The following is a 16,201-nucleotide window of genomic DNA, read 5'->3' on the forward strand; positions in this document are numbered from 1 at the left end:
TGCGTGTCTCGTGCCATATTTATCCAAAGGCGCCAAAATTATTTGGCGCCTTTCCTAATATTGTTTATGTGCATTTAAAATTTTCCCATTCATCATGAATAAAAGGAATTCTCAATGAGTGAAATATTTGAAATCGCTTATGCAGCAGCAACGAATCGACTCTGTTTATTTACCGGGACTGGCTTTTCAAAAGCAGTATCAGGTGGAACAGCCCCTACATGGCAAGGACTGCTGGAAAAATTATGTGACGCCATACCCAACTCAGCAAAATTCAAGGCGTCGCTTTTTCCCAAAGATAAACCCTCAGCGTTGAGCCTGGAAGAAGCGGCACAAATCATTTCTCTAAAATTAGCGGCGGAAGATAAGGATATCTATAATGAAGTTGCTGATATTATCAAAGCCATCACGCTGAGCGGTGAAAACAAAAACATCAGCGCGTTCTTTCAAAACCGTCCATTTCGAATTGTCACGACCAACTACGATAAACTCGCGGAAACGTTGACGGCTGAAAATAGTGTTCAATCGATTACGCCCGGGCTGCCCATCCCAAGATCTTCTGCAAATATCAAAGTTTATCATGTGCATGGCTCTATAGACTCACCCAAAAACATGGTGATTACCTCAGACGACTACTTTAAGTTCTTAAACGCTGATTCTTATTTTTCGCGAAAATTAAGCACAGTTCTACATGAAAACACGGTTGTCATTTTAGGTTACTCGCTTGGCGACACAAACCTGAAGGCAATTATCAATGATTACAAAGGTTTCTCGAAAAGTCATGTAGTGGGTTCAAATATATTTCTCGTTTCAAGAAGCGTCGTTGATCAGAATGTTAAAGATTATTATTCCCACTGCTATGGTATTCGGGTGTTAGATTCGCTTGAGCTTGAGTCTTTCTTTGACAAACTCAATGCTGCCATACCGAAAGCGGAAGAGGTGTCTGTAGAATCGTTGAAATCCATTCGGCAAGTAGTGTATGAAAATTATGCTTTTACCGATGATTACTTAAAACTTGAAGACTCTTTTTATCAAATCATCTCTGCCATTTCTGCGGAAGGTTTGAGCTGGAACAACCAGGCTGTCGTGAAGGTGATTGGCGATATCATCGAACGGAAAACAGATTTCACTCGAGAGAACAATGCCTGGGTTCAATATGAGCACCTGGCCCGTTGGCTCATTTACCTGGGCGCTATTTTTGAATTAAAAGGCACAACGATAGAAGATAAATACCTCGATGCTGTAATCCGATCTATGGCGACAATGAGTAAAGATTACTCTTTTGGCTATTCATGGAATGCATACAAATCATGGCAAGAGCGCTGGTCATCAATCACTGTTTCTAATCGGATTTTGATAAGAAAGCATATTAAAGTAAATAATCCGCGCCAGGATGCGCTAACAATCGTGGATGGCATAGAATAAACACATATTAACGCGAGCCCTTCACAAGCGATGATGGGGAAATCAGTCCCTTTTGCGATTTTACATTTTGGACGCGGTTGAATGCGTCCTCATCGCGGTGATCAAAACACGGGCCAGATGCGGGCAGTAGACGTTATGCCGGGACCGTGAGATGAACAACCTCACGGCCATAACCTTTTGCACGTCAGAAGAAATGACTTGAGGAAATGCCGCCAGCATCCGAAGGTTGCAGCTTTACTTTAGTACGATACGATTCTTTGCCACTCGCAAATCATTCCTGTTACTGCTTGTCGCTTTTTGTGATTAAATTGATAGAAACCTATCATTTCAGGCGCAATCATGAAAAAAATCTCCATGTCAGCGGTCGCCAAAGCCGCAAGCGTGGGCGTCGCGACCGTTGACCGCGTGCTAAACAATCGAGCGTCCGTGCGGCAGGAAACCCGTGAAAAGGTGCTGCGTGCTGCCGAGGCGCTGGGCTATCGTGAAGATCTGCGTAACGCCATGACTCACCAAAGCGGCATGATGAAGGCAGGGATGCGTACAGGTTTTATTCTGCTTTCGAAAGACTATTCGTTTTATCAGCAGCTTTGTGACGAGCTCGCCCGCCTTGCCCGAGAGCAAGGGCAACCCGAACCCGTGTTTGTGTGGGTGGATATTGACGACGCAGAGAGCGTGGTTGCTTCGCTTGAGACGCTCGCAGCACGGGTCGATTGCATCGGACTCATCGCGCTGGATAATCCGCTTATCCGCCACGCCATCAAAAAAATCTCTGCCGCGGGCGTGCATATTTTTACGCTGTTTTCCGATCTCTCCCCCTGCGGTCAGTCAGGTTATATCGGTCTTGATAACCTGAAAGCAGGGCGCACTGCAGGGTGGTTTGCCGAGCGATTGCTCGAACAGCAGGGTGTCATTGGCGTGCTGCTTGGAGACCACCGTTTTAACTGTCAAGAAAGTTGCGAAATCAGTTTTCGGTCTTATTTACGCGAGTCAAAAAAAGCGCTCAGGGTGTTAGAGCCGTTGAAAACCCATGAAAGCATTGCGGGCGGCTACGAGGCGACGGTGCAACTGCTTGAGCAACATCCCGATATCGCGCTGATTTATGCGCCCTGCGGCGGTATTGAAGGGGTTCTCGACGCCCTGGCCGATCGCGCGCGTCCGGAGATTAAAATTGTGTGTCACGGCCCGTTTGTTGGCGACGAAATGGCACTCATTGCAGGACGGGTAGAGGTGATGCTGCGTCATCGCATCGACGCTATCGCAGCGCAAATCCTTTCAGTGTTTATCCACTCTCACCGGCACAGGGAAGGAGGATCGCGTAACACGATGGTCCCGTTTGACGTGATCACGCGTGAGAATCTTTGATTCAGCACCAACCCGCGCAGCACCTGCTTTTGATGAAAAGCTATCAAATTTATGATGTTTTAAATCACGATCTGCCTCAAATAAATCAATCCTGATGGTTGCCGGCTATCAAATGCCGGCGCAATACTGCGCCTACGCGTTCAGGCTGATCCGATATCCCGATCGCGAAACCCCCTTGTCGCATCAGGAGAGAAAAGATGAGGCTTTCTATTGCAACCGCACCCTGCTGTTGGGGCGTGGATGATCCAAAAAATCCCCATTTACCGCCCTGGCAGCGGGTACTGAGAGAGGCCGCGCTTGCGGGTTACAAAAGCCTGGAGTTAGGGCCGTGGGGCTATCTTCCCACAGAGGCCTCTGCGTTGAGCGCGGCGCTGGCGGCCAACGATCTGTCCATTATCGCGGGGACGATTTTTGACGATCTGGTGAGCGACGCACACTTTCCGGCGATGGTCGAACGCACCCACAATATCTGCCGAAACCTGCAAGCCCTTGGCCAGCGTGAGGATCGTCCCGGCATCAGTCAGCCTGCGCCCTATCTGGTTATCATCGATTTTGGCAATCCGCATCGCGCCGCCACGGCGGGACAGCCCCATAAAGCCCCGCGCCTTAGCGAAACGGCATGGTGCGCTTTGATGGACCACATCACTGTGTTGAGTGAAATCGCCTGGCAAGAGTACGGGGTAAGGCCGGTGGTACATCCGCATGCCGGAGGGTGCATTGAATTTGCCGATGAACTGGAAAAGTTAGTGCGCGACATTCCCCATCACGTTGCCGGACTTTGCCTGGATACGGGGCATCTTTATTACGCGGGGATGGATCCCCTCGCCGCGCTTGATCATTACTGGGAGCGCATTGATTACCTGCACTTTAAAGATGTTAACGCGGCGATTTGGCGTGAGGTGGTCAGTCAGGAGCAAGATTTTTTCTCTGCCTGTGCCATGGGCGTTATGTGTCCGCTGGGCCGCGGTGACATTGATTATCAGGCCGTGCACGCACTGCTGCGCAAGCGTCGCTATCAGGGGTGGGTCACCATTGAACAGGAGCGGGATCCGCGCCATGCGGATGGCAGCCTGGGGGATGTGACCGCCAGTCTACAGTATCTGCAGTCGGTCGGTTTTTAAGGAGAATGCGATGATTAATGGCATAAAACCTCTCGAAAGCTCGCTACGGTGGGGCATGGTAGGCGGCGGAGAGACCAGCCAGATTGGTTATATCCACCGCGCGTCTGCGCTGCGTGATAATACGTTTACTTTGGTCGCCGGGGCGTTTGATATTGACGCCGGACGCGGGCGTGCGTTTGGCGAGGCGCTGGGGTTATCGCCGGAACGCTGCTATGCCGACTACCAGACCCTGTTTACAGAAGAGGCGAAACGCGAGGACGGCATTCAGGCGGTTTCCATTGCCACCCCCAACAATACTCATTTTGCTGTGTGCTGCGCCGCGCTGGAAGCCAACCTGCATGTGGTATGCGAGAAGCCGTTGTGTTTCACCGGGGAAGAGGCGGCGCATCTGGTCAGGCTCAGCCGCGAGAAAAAGAAGATTGTGGGTGTGACTTATGGGTATGCGGGTCATCAGCTTATTCACCAGGCGCGAGAAATGATAGCCCAAGGCCTGCTAGGGGAAATCCGCATCGTCAACATGCAGTTTGCGCACGGTTTTCACAATGCTTCGGTGGAGCAGCACAACGCCAGCACGCGCTGGCGCGTTGATCCACGCCTTGTGGGGCCGAGTTATGTATTGGGAGATTTGGCGACTCATCCTTTATGTCTTGCAGAAACCATGGCGCCGGCGTTGAAAATCCGCCGGCTGCTCTGTTCGCGGCAAAGTTTTGTCAAAAGCCGCGCGCCGCTCGAAGATAACGCGTTTGTCCTGATGGAGTATGAAAATGGTGCCGTGGGCAGCCTATGGGCGTCGGCGGTCAACTGTGGTTCGATGCACGGTCAGAAAATCCGCATCATCGGCGAGAAAGCCAGCATTGAGTGGTGGGATGAGCAGCCCAATCAGCTGCGCTATGAAGTGCAGGGCGAGCCGGTGCGCATTCTCGAAAGGGGCATGGATTATCTTCACCCGCGCGCGCGTGCAGATGACCGTATCGGCGGCGGCCACCCTGAGGGACTTTTCGAAGCCTGGGCCAACCTCTATCGACGGTTCGCTATCGCCATGGACGCCACCGATCGCGGTGATATCGCGTTTCTCAACGATTTCTGGTACCCGGATGTCCATTCCGGTTTGACCGGCGTCCGTTGGGTAGAAGACTGCGTGCGTTCAGCAGAGGCCGGTTCGGTCTGGGTGACGTGTTAGACCCCGCGTGCGGGACGGCAATGAACCGCATGCCCGCTGCGATCGCGCGAGGGCTGATCACGGAGCCAATCAGGCGATGGCGGCGCAGCGAGTGTTCGCACTCGCTTTACGCGGCTTGAACAGCGCCGCGAATTCAGACCACATGTCATAAGGTGACAGCAATGAAAATCGCATTTGATGTCGATGTCATTAAAGAGTTGGGTATTAGAAAAATGGTCCACCAAGTGGCTGATTGGGGCTATCGCTATATCGAGCAGTCGCCGCATCCGGAGATTAACCCGTTCTACAAGCACCCCCGAGCCAGTCGTGACATTCTGGCGGAATATAAAAATGCCCTGCGGGAGACCGGGTTGGCGATCTCCCCTTTTATTTGTGTCTACCGCTGGTCCGGTCCGGATGAATTACGCCGCCAGGCCGCGGTGAAAAACTGGAAGCGGATGATTGAAATCGCCGTGGAGATGGATGTGCAAGTGATCAATACGGAACTGGCTGGTGACCCTAACCAGCCCGAAATTTGCGATGAGATGTTTTACCGCTCAATGGAAGCGCTGCTCCCGCTGTTTGAGCGTGAAGGTCTTCGCGTTGAAATTCAGGCGCACCCGTGGGATTTCTGCGAAGAAAACAATGAAACCGTCAATATGGTCAAATCGTTCAGAAGCGATCATGTGAAATACCTTTACAGTGTGCCGCACACGTTTTTTTACGACAAAGGAAAGGGCGATATCGAGAAAATGCTGCGTCATGCCGGTGATGATCTTTCTCATGTCCTGATCGCCGATACCATGAATCACACTCGGCACTGCCGCTACATTGTCAATCCCCCTGGCGTTGACGCCACCATCCACCAGCATGTGGGTATCGGTGAGGGCGAGGTTGATTTCGACACCTTGTTCCGCGTGATGCGCGCGATGAAATTTGCGGAGCGGACCTTTCCTATTGGCGGCGAATCGATAGTGGCCGCCTCGCTGTTCGGCTATCCGGAAAAAATGGCGTATCAGGCCGTTGAGACGCGCGAGCGACTGGAAAGAGAGTTGCTTGCACCTCACCGCTAAGGACGATTACCATGAGACCGCTGATTAACGCGTGCGGGTTACCCACTCGTTATAAAATAGCGATAATTTACCGGGGTAATGATGCCGTTAACGTATTAACGCATTATTTTTATAATTAACGCGCCTGCCAAGTCATTCACGTTTTTTAATTTGCAGCGTCATACTCAATTTTAAGGACAAGAAGATGAAAGTTTATCGCAGCAAAGCATTTACCGGATCGCAAGCGTGGGAAGCCCAGCCCATTACGCAGTTTGGCGATACTACCGTAAAACTTCACTGGACCGACCGTCCTTATAAGTGGCATATCAATGATGGACAAGAAGTTTTTGCCGTTATGGATGGCTGCGTAGAAATGCAGTACAAAGAAAATGGCGAGATTAAAAGTAAAAATCTGCACGTTGGCGATATTTTTTATGCCAGTGAAGGCACCGAGCACATTGCCTGTCCCCAAGGCGAAGCTCGGATTTTGGTCATTGAAAAACAGGGGTCCGTATAGCACGGTTTACCGGCATAACCGGCGGGCTGTTGACGCCGCTAAACCGCCGCCCGGTGCCCGCCGCACGGTTGAGACTGACGCGTAGCGTGAGACAAAAACAATCGCACCCACATTATGTCCCTCCCTCCGCCGCGCATTCATTGCCAGCGACGACAACAACCCGATTATTCCCAGGTGTTGCTTTTTTTACTAATAAAAAGGATTAACTCATTATTTTTATTGAAGCTTGATCCGCGGTATTTTAATCGCAACGGCGGGCTAGTCGATTAAGGAAAACTTTCCATAATAAAAATAGAAATTATCTTTAAATAAAGCACTAAAGCCGTTGAATCGCGCGTCGATAAATCTACTCACACCTACCAACGTTTACTCCGGGCTATTTATGACTATTACACAGCGTTTGTTGCTGGCTTTTTTTCTGCTGGCGTTATCCCTCTGCGCGCTCGTTGCCGCTTCACTGTCGGTGATTTCTGGCTTCCAGGCGCGATTTGAATATGTGCAGGCAAATGCGATACCCAGTATTAAAGACCTCAATAAATCCATCAGCACCACCAACCAGTTAGGTATCGCGCTCTACCGTCACGTCACTGCCGCGACCAGCGAAGAACAAACCACGGCAGAAGAGAAGATCACGGGTCTGCTCAATACGCTGAAATCCCTCACTGATTATTACATGGCAAACGATATTTCCAATGATGAAGACAAGCGTATGACCGAGGACGCATACCACAATATTGATGCCGTGCGGGCGTCGCTACCGGCTTTTTATGCAGCTTCACGCAGTCACAATAGCGCGCTTGCCTTGGGGATGCTCAGAGGCGAGGGCGGTGTAGGATCGGCGGCACGCAATATGGAAAATGAGTTTACCAAGCAGATTGATCTCAATATCAAAATTGGCGATGACCTGCGGGTGCAAAACGGCCAAATCTACACGAAAACGCTGTGGATTATGAGCAGCGCATCGATCCTGGTCATTATCGTGCTCGGTATCTTCTCCATCAATATTATTCTGGGTATTAAGCGCAGCCTTAATAGTATGAAAAGCACCATGGTTGACGTCAGCAGCAGCCTGGATTTAACGCGCAGCGCCGCGGTGTCGCGCAATGATGAAATCGGGCAAACTGCGGTGGCCTTCAACAATTTACTGCATCGCGTTTCCACTACGCTGTTGTCAGTCAACCACACGGCACAATCCGTCAGTACCGGCTCCACGCAAATTGCTGCGGGTAATGAAGACTTGTCGTCGCGCACTGAGGAGCAGGCCGCCTCGCTGGAGCAGACTTCGGCGAGTATGTCGACCCTGAGTGAGACCGTGCGCCAGAACGCCGAAGGCGCCGTACAGGCCAGCGAACTGGCAAACGATGCGAACGCGCTCTCCCGTAAAAACGGCAGTGCGGTTACCCAGATGCTGGCAACCATGTCAGATATTCGCGGCAGTTCCGCTAAAATTTCCGAAATCACCGGCTTAATTGAAGGTATCGCCTTCCAAACCAATATCCTGGCGCTGAACGCGGCCGTTGAAGCGGCGCGCGCCGGCGAGCATGGCAGAGGGTTTGCCGTGGTGGCATCTGAAGTGCGTAATCTGGCTCAGCGCTCCTCGTCTGCTGCACGCGAAATCAAGGAGCTGATTTCTGTCTCTGTGTCCCAGGTTGAGCAGGGGCTTGAGCAGGCGACCCAGGTGGGCGGTAACACCGAGAACGTGAGCGCGGCCATTCAACAAGTGGCGGCGTTGGTCAACGAAATTGCGGCGGCGACATCTGAGCAGAGCAAAGGCATTGAGCAGGTGCATTTAGCCATCGGCCAGATGGATGAGGTGACTCAGCAAAACGCCTCCCTGGTGGAAGAGGCGTCTTCGGCCTCGAAGTCGCTGCAGGAACAAGCGGAGAATCTGTCGAAGCTGGTTGCCACCTTTATTCTGGACAACGGTGCCGCATCGGTGGCGGTGGCGGTACCGCGTCATCCTGCGCCGGCGGTCAAACATGCTCCCGCGCGGCTGAGCCACGCGCAAAGTCAGGAGAGCTGGGAAAGCTTCTAAAGCCAGACGCCTTCACCGTTCTCTGTTTTAAAGCGCTGCGATGTCAGCGCTTTTTTTTTATCCATCGTCCAGTCAGGTAACCACGCGCCCTGGCGCACGGGTCATTGCGTGCAGAGAGCATAAAGCATAAAGGCGACCCGTACGCCGCGCCTTTAACCTGGCTGAAAGGTGCGTCAGGCGGGGATTAGCAGTCTGTATCAAGGGGATAATCGGTTCCACGCTTCCGCGGAAGCGCCACCCTAAAACGGGTTAAGCCGGGCCGTTAAGGTCGAGGATTGTACAGACCCATGGGATGGGATTGCGTGGGCGGCACAGGTGTCGCCAACGTGCTGTGATGACGCCGTGCTCGGCCATCATGCGGAGGCCCATGGAAACAGGTTCACCACGGAAAACGCGTGCTGAGAGACGGCGCGTGGCGGGCGTGGGTCAGGGAGCGGAGAGGATAGCGCGGCAACCCCGCAAAAGGAGGTTGCCGCGCATAGCGCCGTTATGATGGCAGGCAGTAATTACTGCACCGCCGCCGTCTGCGCCGGTTCAATACGGAAAATCGACACCGCCTCGCGCAGCATGGCGGTTTGCTCCACCATGCCTTTAGCCGCAGAGGAAACCTCCTGTACCAGCGCCGCATTCTGCTGCGTCACCTGATCCATCTGACTCACCGCGATACTCACCTGACCGATACCGTTGCTCTGTTCGTCCGAGGCAATGGTGATCTCGCCCATGATGGTATTCACGCCCTGCACCGATTTCACAATATCTTCCATGCGGTGACCCGCTTGCAGCGCCAGGCCCGATCCGCGCGTGACGTGATCAACGGACAGGGTAATCAGATCCTTGATCTCTTTCGCGGCGGTAGAGCTGCGCAGCGCCAGCGAGCGCACCTCACCGGCCACCACCGCAAAACCTCGACCGCCTTCGCCCGCGCGCGCGGCCTCAACGGCGGCATTCAGCGCCAGAATATTGGTTTGAAACGCGATCCCCTCAATCACCGCGATGATCTCCGCCACTTTGCCCGAGCTGTCGGAGATGGCGCGCATGGTCTCCACCACTTGATTCACCACGTCGCCGCCCTGAACCGCGACCTGCGAGGTTGAATCAGCCTGATGGTTGGCCTGGCGGGCGTTTTCGCTGTTTTGGCGCACGGTGGCGGTCAGTTGCTCCATACTGGCGGCGGTTTGTTCCAGCGCGGCGGCCTGTTCTTCGGTGCGCTGCGCCAGGTCAATATTGCCTTGCGCAATTTCACTGGCAGAGAGGGTGATGCGCTCGGCGGAGGATTGGATCCCGCTGACAATGGTAACGAGCTGCTGACGCATCGCTTCCAGCGACGCCATCAGGCTGCTCTGGCTGTTCAGAGGAACGGCGATCGCCATGGTGAGATCCCCTTTGGCGATCTGGCTGGCGACGTCAGCCGCCGTGCTCGGCTCGCCGCCCAGCGCGCGAAGAATGCTGCGCGTGATCAGATAGCCCAAAACCACCGACAGCAAAATAGTAATGAGACCAGCGGCGCTGAGCGTCACTTTGGTGTCCAGCGCCAATCTGTTCACCTCTTCAGAGCGCTGTGCCAGCAGTGAGGATTCCGCATGGTTAAATTCAGCGGCAAGGGCGCGGTAGCGATCCATAAAGGCTTTATCGCGACCCTCCTGAAAAACGCTGACCAGCGATTCCAACGAGACTTTGCCGCTGTTGACGTCGCCCCGCAGGGCGATCAGCTGCAGATCAATGGCCTCGATATTCTTATGCAGCGCGAGCAGATCATCCAGCCGCTGCTGCTGCGCGGCGTTATCCGCGGTCAGGCTCCGCAGCTGATTGAGCTTGTCATCAAACGCCGATCGACTGCTGTTAAACGGCGCCAAATAACTATCATGACCAGAAATAAGGAATCCGCGCACGCCGGTTTCCATATTGATCATATCCGCGAGCATGGCGTCGCTAAGGTTCATGACCTGATAGCTGTGCACGTTCCAGCCATTGGCCTGACGCAACTTGAGAAAGTTGAGGATGGATAAACTGCTGCCAATCAGTGAGACGATAACGATGATGCCGAACGCCAAAGCGATTTTACGGCCGGTTGTGATTTTCATACGATTCCCCGAAAAAGTGATATCTATTATTTTTTTTACTGCACTTACGTTGCGGTTATCGGCAAAGCAGAGCGGTTATTTACGCGCCGCTTGATGAATAAAACAGCAGCAGCGCCTCAGCGATCACGTTTTAAGAGATTACCCATAAGCGAACGCGATGACTGGGCGTGCGCACGTGGCGCGGCGCCTGCGGCAGAGGATGAGGAGAGGTGAGGTGAAGCCCTTTTCTGCAATGAGCCATAAGAAAATGCGCTGATGCGCGATCGGAATTTTCTTGCAAGTACCCGGGCCAATTTACGGGTCAGGAGACGTGGCGCTATACTCCCCGCCAGACGAAAACATTAAAAGGAATTGAGTATGAAAACGGGGCTATTGCTACTGACTGTGCTGGGTACCGCGCTGCTGGCCGGATGTAAGGAAGAGGCGCAGAGCCTCGATTGGTATAAAGCACACGCTAAAGAGCGCAACGAAAAAGTGGCGACCTGCGAGAAAGATCCCAAACCACGCGCCACGGAAGATTGCCGCAACGCCATCGATGCCGCTGCGGTAGCCGACGATAACATCAAACATTCGGAGCCGAAGTTCTGGAGTTTTGACGTCAAGAAAAACTAACGCGCGCCCGCGCCACCTTCCGATGGCGCGGGGACCGATCAGTTAAATCGTTCCGCACGGAACGTCGCCAGCATCGGGTGTTTGATGCCGGTGAGGATCTCATCCGTGAGCAACTCGCCCAGAATCAGCGCCAGCGTGGCGCCGGAGTGGGTAAAGGCCACGAAGCAGCCAGGCACGCGCGCGAGTTCGCCGACCACCGGTTCACCGTCACCCGGAATCGGCTTCAGGCCGATCTTCCAGCTTGCCGCCTCCAGCGGTTTCCCCGCACCGACGAGCCGACCGGCTTCGACCATCAGCTGATCAATGACCGCGCGGTCGAGACTGTACTCGCCGTCAGGGTGTGCCACAATATCGTGCTCATACCAGTCGTGATCCACCGCCAGCGTATTCCCTGGATTGGGACGGATCGCCGCGCGCGGTGTATTCATCACCACGCGCACGTCCGCAGGCTGCGGGGTGCTGGTTACCAGCATCGACACCGGCGATCCGTTTGCGATATGCACACCGAGCGGCGCGACCACCGCTGGCGTCCACGGACCACAGGCCACCAGCACCCGATCGGCGCGAAATTCACCGCGCTTCTCGCTGCGCACGCCGACAGCGCGTCCGTCAGTGGTCATGACCTGGGCGTGGCCCGCATGTTCAATCACCTCGCCGCCGCAGGCGGTAAATTCCGCGAGCAAATGCGCCGCCAGATGCGGCAGGCTGACCCAGCCCTCGCCCGGATTGGCGATGGCCAGCTCGGCAAGCGCCGCGCGGTTAACCTGCGGATCCAGCGCGCCGACGCACTCCAGCCCAACCAGCTGCGAGGCGTAGCCGTGTGCCTTTTCGTACGCATGCCGCGCGCGGGTTCCCGCCTCGTCGTTGTCGGCCCAATACAGCGCGCCATCAAAACGCAGCCAATCAAGGTTGGGATGGCGGGCAAACAGCGTGCGATAGCGATCGATGCCCGCCATGCGCAGCGCGTGATAGGGCTGTGAACGCTCTCCGGCCGAATTGAGCCACGAGAGCGATCGCCCCGATGCGCCCGAACAGAGTGCCGCCTCAGTGACCAGCGTGACCCTGGCGCCGGCTTTAGCCAGCTGCCAGGCGGTTGAAACCCCCAAAATACCGCCGCCCAGCACCACAACGGTTTTGGCTACAGAGTGTTGCGTCATCATTATTTCCTTCTGTTAAAGCGTGACGTTATTCACGCCACGCGCACGTGATGTTGCTGATGAAGCTGCGTAATCAGCTTCAGCACCGCTAACGCGTCGTCGGCCGCCACCGGCGGTGGCGCACCGTGCAGCAGCGCGACAGCCAGCTGTTGATAGAATGCGGGGTAGTTACCGCGCTGCAGCGCGATCGCCTCGACGTCGCCAGGGAGACCGATACGCGCATCGCCTTCAGGTGGGGTGACGCCGTAGCGCGGGTCTAAGGGCGACATGCCGGCCGCCAGCTGCGGCTCCTGATTATCCAACCCCCAATGGGTAAAGGCGCGCTGGCTGCCCAGCAGGTGAAAACGCGGCGCATTGAGCGCGGCCTGGCCGTTCATCCAGAGCCGCGAGCGCACGCCGTTATGATGCAGCAGCGAGACAAAGCAATCTTCGTCGCTGTCCGACTGCGCACCGCTGTGGCGCGCCAGCTCGGCGTAGGCATCTTGCACCGGTCCGAACAGCTGCATGGCCTGATCGATCAGGTGACTGCCCAAGTCCAGCAGCAGGCCGCCGCCTTGCGCCAGAGAGACGCGATCGCGCCAGTTGCCAAAGCCCTCGGGGCGCCACCACTCGAAGCGGGATTCAAAGGTTCGCACCGTGCCAAACGCGTCGTCCTGCAGTAACTGCTTGAGCGTCAAAAAATCCCCGTCCCAGCGGCGATTGTGGAACACCGTCAGCAGCGTGTTAGCCTGCTGCGCCGCATGGATCATCGCCTCGGCGGCGGCGACATCCGGCGCAAACGGCTTATCCACCACCAGGTGAATCCCGCGCTCGCTGGCCTGCAGCGCCTGCGCCCGATGCTGGGCAGGGGGCGTCGCCAGCACAATGAGATCCACGGCGAGGGTGCCGCAGTCAATCAGCTGCATCAACGCGTCCCAGTCGGGCACAATGCGCGCCTGCGGGTAGCGCTGCCTCGCTGTTGCGACGCGTTGCGCATCGCGGGTGACAATGACATCAAGCTGATAGTCGGCGTTGTGGGCGACAAGCGGCGCATGAAACACGCTGCCTGCCACGCCAAAGCCCACCAGCGCGGTACGAATCGGGCCTGCGACCCTGCGATGTGTTATCAAAGCACCTCCGATAAAAAACGCTGTAAGCGCGGCGATTGCGGGCGCTCAAACACCTGTTCAGGCGTCCCGGCCTCCACAATTTCCCCTTCATCCATAAACACCACCTGATCGGCCACGCGCCGGGCGAAGCCCATCTCGTGGGTGACCACCACCATGGTCATGCCGCGCTGGCAAAGATCGGCCATCAACGTCAGTACGCCTTTGACCAGTTCGGGGTCGAGCGCCGACGTGGCTTCATCAAACAGCATCACCTCGGGCTCCATTGCCAGCGCACGTGCGATAGCCACGCGCTGCTGCTGGCCGCCCGAGAGATCGCGCGGTCGATGGTCGGCACGCTGGGCCAGCCCCACATCGGCCAGACGCTGGCGGGCAATCTGCAGCGCTTCGGCTTTCGGGCGTCCTTTCACCTTCCACGGAGCCAGCGCCACGTTTTCCAGCGCGCTGTGGTCGGGAAACAGATTGAAATGTTGAAACACCATGCCGATGCGCAGCCGCAGCGCGTCGGGTTTGTCTTTTAGCACCGAGCGGCCGCCCAGCAGCACATCGCCGCTGCGTGGTTCATGCAGGCGGTTGATACCGCGCAGCAGGGTGGATTTCCCCGAACCCGACGGGCCGATGATGCAGGTGGTGGTGCCGGGCGCGACGTTCAACGAAACGTTGCGCAGCACCTCAATGGGGCCGTAGGCGAGCGTCAAATTACGCAATTCGAGGCTGGCGCCGTGAAAGGCAGAAGTGGGCGTCATGTTAATGTCCTTGTCCGCTGGTAAAGGAGGCCGTGGGCGCAACCGCCCGTTTCACCGTGACTTCATCGATCTCTTTCAAGCCGCTTTGCGGCGCCGTGGCGCGGCGGCGTCCGGTGCGGTAACGCACATCGATATAGTTCACCGCGTGCGTCAGCGGCACGGTGATCACCAGGTAAAACAGCCCGGCTAGCATCAGCGGCGACAGGTTGCCGCTCAGCACCGCCGCATCCTGACCGACGCGGAACAGTTCACGCTGGTTGGTCATCAGCCCCAGCAGATACACCAGCGACGAGTCTTTGATGATGGCAATAAACTGATTAACGATGGCGGGCAGCACGCGGCGGATCCCTTGCGGTATAATCACCAGCCGCATCGCCCGGCCATAGCTCATGCCCAGCGCCCGGCAGGCTTCCATCTGCCCCTGTTCCACGCTTTGAATGCCGGAGCGAAAAATCTCGCCCATGTAGGCGCTGGCAATCAGGCTCAGGGCAAAAATGCCCAGCGGGTAGGGGGTGGGGCCAAACAGCTGATAGCTGAAGCGCGCCAAACCCTGACCAATCAGCAGAATGGTGAGGATCGACGGCAGGCCGCGAAACAGATCGGTATACAGCCGGGCGGGCACGCGCAGCCAGCGCGCGGGTGAAATGCCCATTAGCGCCAGAATCAAGCCAAAGAAGGTGCCCAGCACCGTCGCCGCCACCGAGATGATCACCGTATTCACCAGCCCGGTGGTCAGCAGCTGCGGCAGCACATCCCGCATAGCGGAAATATCGAAAAAGGTACGAGAAAGAAGCGTAATCAGATCCATAGCCGACTCTCATTTGCGGGTGATGGACAGCGACCATCACCGGGTGCCTACGCGCGCGTAAGGGGCGCGGGAATTAAGGATGATGGGGCAGGTACTGCTCCGGCATAGGCGATCCTGGGAACCACTTCTGATAGAGCTGTTTCCACGTGCCGTCCTGCATCGCATCTTTGATGGCCTTATCCAGCGCCGCTTTAAACGCGGGTTTGTTTTTGGCTATCGCCACGCCAGCCGGGGCATCGAAAGAGGGGATATTGGCGGCGGTGGTCAGTTTGAAGCGACTGGCATAGTCTTTCGCTGCTTCATAATCCAGGAACATGGCATCCAGCGTGCCGTTGTTCAGCGCGGAGACGGCGGCATTGTTATCCGGGAAGCGCACCAGGTCCGTCTGTTTGAAGTGCTGCAACGCATAGCTTTCTTGCAGCGTCCCTTGAATCACGCCCAGCCGTTTGTGCGCCAGCGTCTCGACGTTCTTCACGCCGCTGTCGCTGCGCGTTAACACCGTTAAATAGCCCGCAAGATAGCCGGTGGAGAAATCCACGGTTTTTTCCCGCGCGGGGGTGATACCGATAGCGGCGACGCCCGCATCGTATTGCCCGTTGGCCACCGCAGGCAGAATGGCGGAGAAGTCCTGCCCAACAAAATCCACCTTATCGATGCCGATACGGTGGGCCACATTTTTGAAGAACTCCACGTCAAAGCCGGTGAAATTGCCGTTTTTATCGGTGAAGGTATACGGCTTGGCATCACCCAGGCTCGCCACGCGCAGGTGCCCGGGGTCGATTAATCCGTACGGATTGGCGTCACTCGCTGCCCGGACGCTGAAGGTGGCTGACAGCAGAACCGCGCTGCCCAGCAGGGCGGCGGTGAGCGAGGTTGAACGTTTATGCGATGTCATAAAGCGCTTCCCTATTTGCAGGTGAAACTACACGATTCACCGATCCGGAACGACTTGAGACCGGTCTCAGTGAAGAATAAAGCGAAACCGTTCTTGTTGTGAGACCGGTCTCAAGTGGATATACTGAT

Annotated in this window: 14 protein-coding genes; 8 read left to right on the top strand and 6 right to left on the bottom strand. The window is 55.7% G+C overall.

The genetic code is table 11. The annotated features are described in order from the left end of the window. The first annotated feature begins 114 nt into the window (after positions 1 to 114). The 7 genes from LU196_RS12845 (at position 115) to LU196_RS12875 (ending at position 8,668) form a co-directional block, all read left to right on the top strand. Positions 115 to 1,422 carry an SIR2 family protein gene (locus LU196_RS12845; protein WP_232757454.1) on the top strand — a complete coding sequence of 436 codons (1,308 nt, stop codon included), beginning with the start codon at positions 115 to 117 and terminating at the stop codon, positions 1,420 to 1,422. Positions 1,423 to 1,761: 339 nt separating this feature from the next. Beyond that, positions 1,762 to 2,784 carry a LacI family DNA-binding transcriptional regulator gene (locus LU196_RS12850; RefSeq protein WP_232757453.1) on the top strand — a complete coding sequence of 341 codons (1,023 nt, stop codon included), beginning with the start codon at positions 1,762 to 1,764 and terminating at the stop codon, positions 2,782 to 2,784. Positions 2,785 to 2,981: 197 nt separating this feature from the next. After that, positions 2,982 to 3,905, top strand: coding sequence for a TIM barrel protein (locus LU196_RS12855; RefSeq protein ID WP_232757452.1), 924 nt, complete (start codon positions 2,982 to 2,984; stop codon positions 3,903 to 3,905). A 10-nt stretch (positions 3,906 to 3,915) separates the two neighbouring features. Then, on the top strand, positions 3,916 to 5,085 hold the full coding sequence (locus tag LU196_RS12860; RefSeq protein WP_232757451.1) for a Gfo/Idh/MocA family protein: 1,170 nt from the start codon (positions 3,916 to 3,918) through the stop codon (positions 5,083 to 5,085). 161 nt (positions 5,086 to 5,246) lie between these two features. Further along, entirely contained in the window at positions 5,247 to 6,137 is an 891-nt protein-coding gene (locus LU196_RS12865) for a sugar phosphate isomerase/epimerase family protein (protein ID WP_232757450.1), read from the top strand. Positions 6,138 to 6,321: 184 nt separating this feature from the next. Further along, positions 6,322 to 6,633, top strand: a complete 312-nt coding sequence (locus LU196_RS12870) for a cupin (protein WP_232757449.1) — start codon at positions 6,322 to 6,324, stop codon at positions 6,631 to 6,633. A 382-nt stretch (positions 6,634 to 7,015) separates the two neighbouring features. Next, positions 7,016 to 8,668 carry a methyl-accepting chemotaxis protein gene (locus LU196_RS12875; RefSeq protein ID WP_232757448.1) on the top strand — a complete coding sequence of 551 codons (1,653 nt, stop codon included), beginning with the start codon at positions 7,016 to 7,018 and terminating at the stop codon, positions 8,666 to 8,668. A gap of 506 nt (positions 8,669 to 9,174) precedes the next feature. Here the strand turns inward: LU196_RS12875 and LU196_RS12880 are convergent. Next, positions 9,175 to 10,749, bottom strand: a complete 1,575-nt coding sequence (locus LU196_RS12880; protein WP_232757447.1) for a methyl-accepting chemotaxis protein — start codon at positions 10,747 to 10,749, stop codon at positions 9,175 to 9,177. Between the two features lie 357 nt (positions 10,750 to 11,106). Here LU196_RS12880 and LU196_RS12885 point away from each other — a divergent pair, with 357 nt between their 5' ends. Further along, positions 11,107 to 11,361, top strand: coding sequence for an EexN family lipoprotein (locus LU196_RS12885; protein ID WP_232757446.1), 255 nt, complete (start codon positions 11,107 to 11,109; stop codon positions 11,359 to 11,361). A gap of 38 nt (positions 11,362 to 11,399) precedes the next feature. Here the strand turns inward: LU196_RS12885 and LU196_RS12890 are convergent, their stop codons facing one another. The 5 genes from LU196_RS12890 to LU196_RS12910 all read right to left on the bottom strand — a co-directional run bounded on the left by LU196_RS12890 (position 11,400) and on the right by LU196_RS12910 (position 16,073). After that, entirely contained in the window at positions 11,400 to 12,521 is a 1,122-nt protein-coding gene (locus LU196_RS12890) for an NAD(P)/FAD-dependent oxidoreductase (RefSeq protein ID WP_370640998.1), read from the bottom strand. Positions 12,522 to 12,550: 29 nt separating this feature from the next. Continuing rightward, positions 12,551 to 13,627 (bottom strand): Gfo/Idh/MocA family oxidoreductase, encoded by a 1,077-nt coding sequence (locus LU196_RS12895; RefSeq protein WP_232757444.1) that lies wholly within the window; start codon positions 13,625 to 13,627, stop codon positions 12,551 to 12,553. Next, positions 13,624 to 14,370: an amino acid ABC transporter ATP-binding protein gene (locus LU196_RS12900; RefSeq protein WP_232757443.1), complete on the bottom strand. Its 747-nt coding sequence runs from the start codon at positions 14,368 to 14,370 to the stop codon at positions 13,624 to 13,626. Before LU196_RS12900 ends, LU196_RS12895 begins: the two co-directional genes overlap by 4 nt. A gap of 1 nt (position 14,371) precedes the next feature. Beyond that, positions 14,372 to 15,178 (bottom strand): amino acid ABC transporter permease, encoded by an 807-nt coding sequence (locus tag LU196_RS12905; protein WP_232757442.1) that lies wholly within the window; start codon positions 15,176 to 15,178, stop codon positions 14,372 to 14,374. A gap of 73 nt (positions 15,179 to 15,251) precedes the next feature. Next, entirely contained in the window at positions 15,252 to 16,073 is an 822-nt protein-coding gene (locus LU196_RS12910; protein WP_232757441.1) for an ABC transporter substrate-binding protein, read from the bottom strand. Between the last annotated feature and the right edge of the window lie 128 nt (positions 16,074 to 16,201).

It is taken from the genome of Pantoea sp. Mb-10, from assembly GCF_021272205.1.
In the GTDB taxonomy this organism is placed as follows: domain Bacteria; phylum Pseudomonadota; class Gammaproteobacteria; order Enterobacterales; family Enterobacteriaceae; genus Pantoea.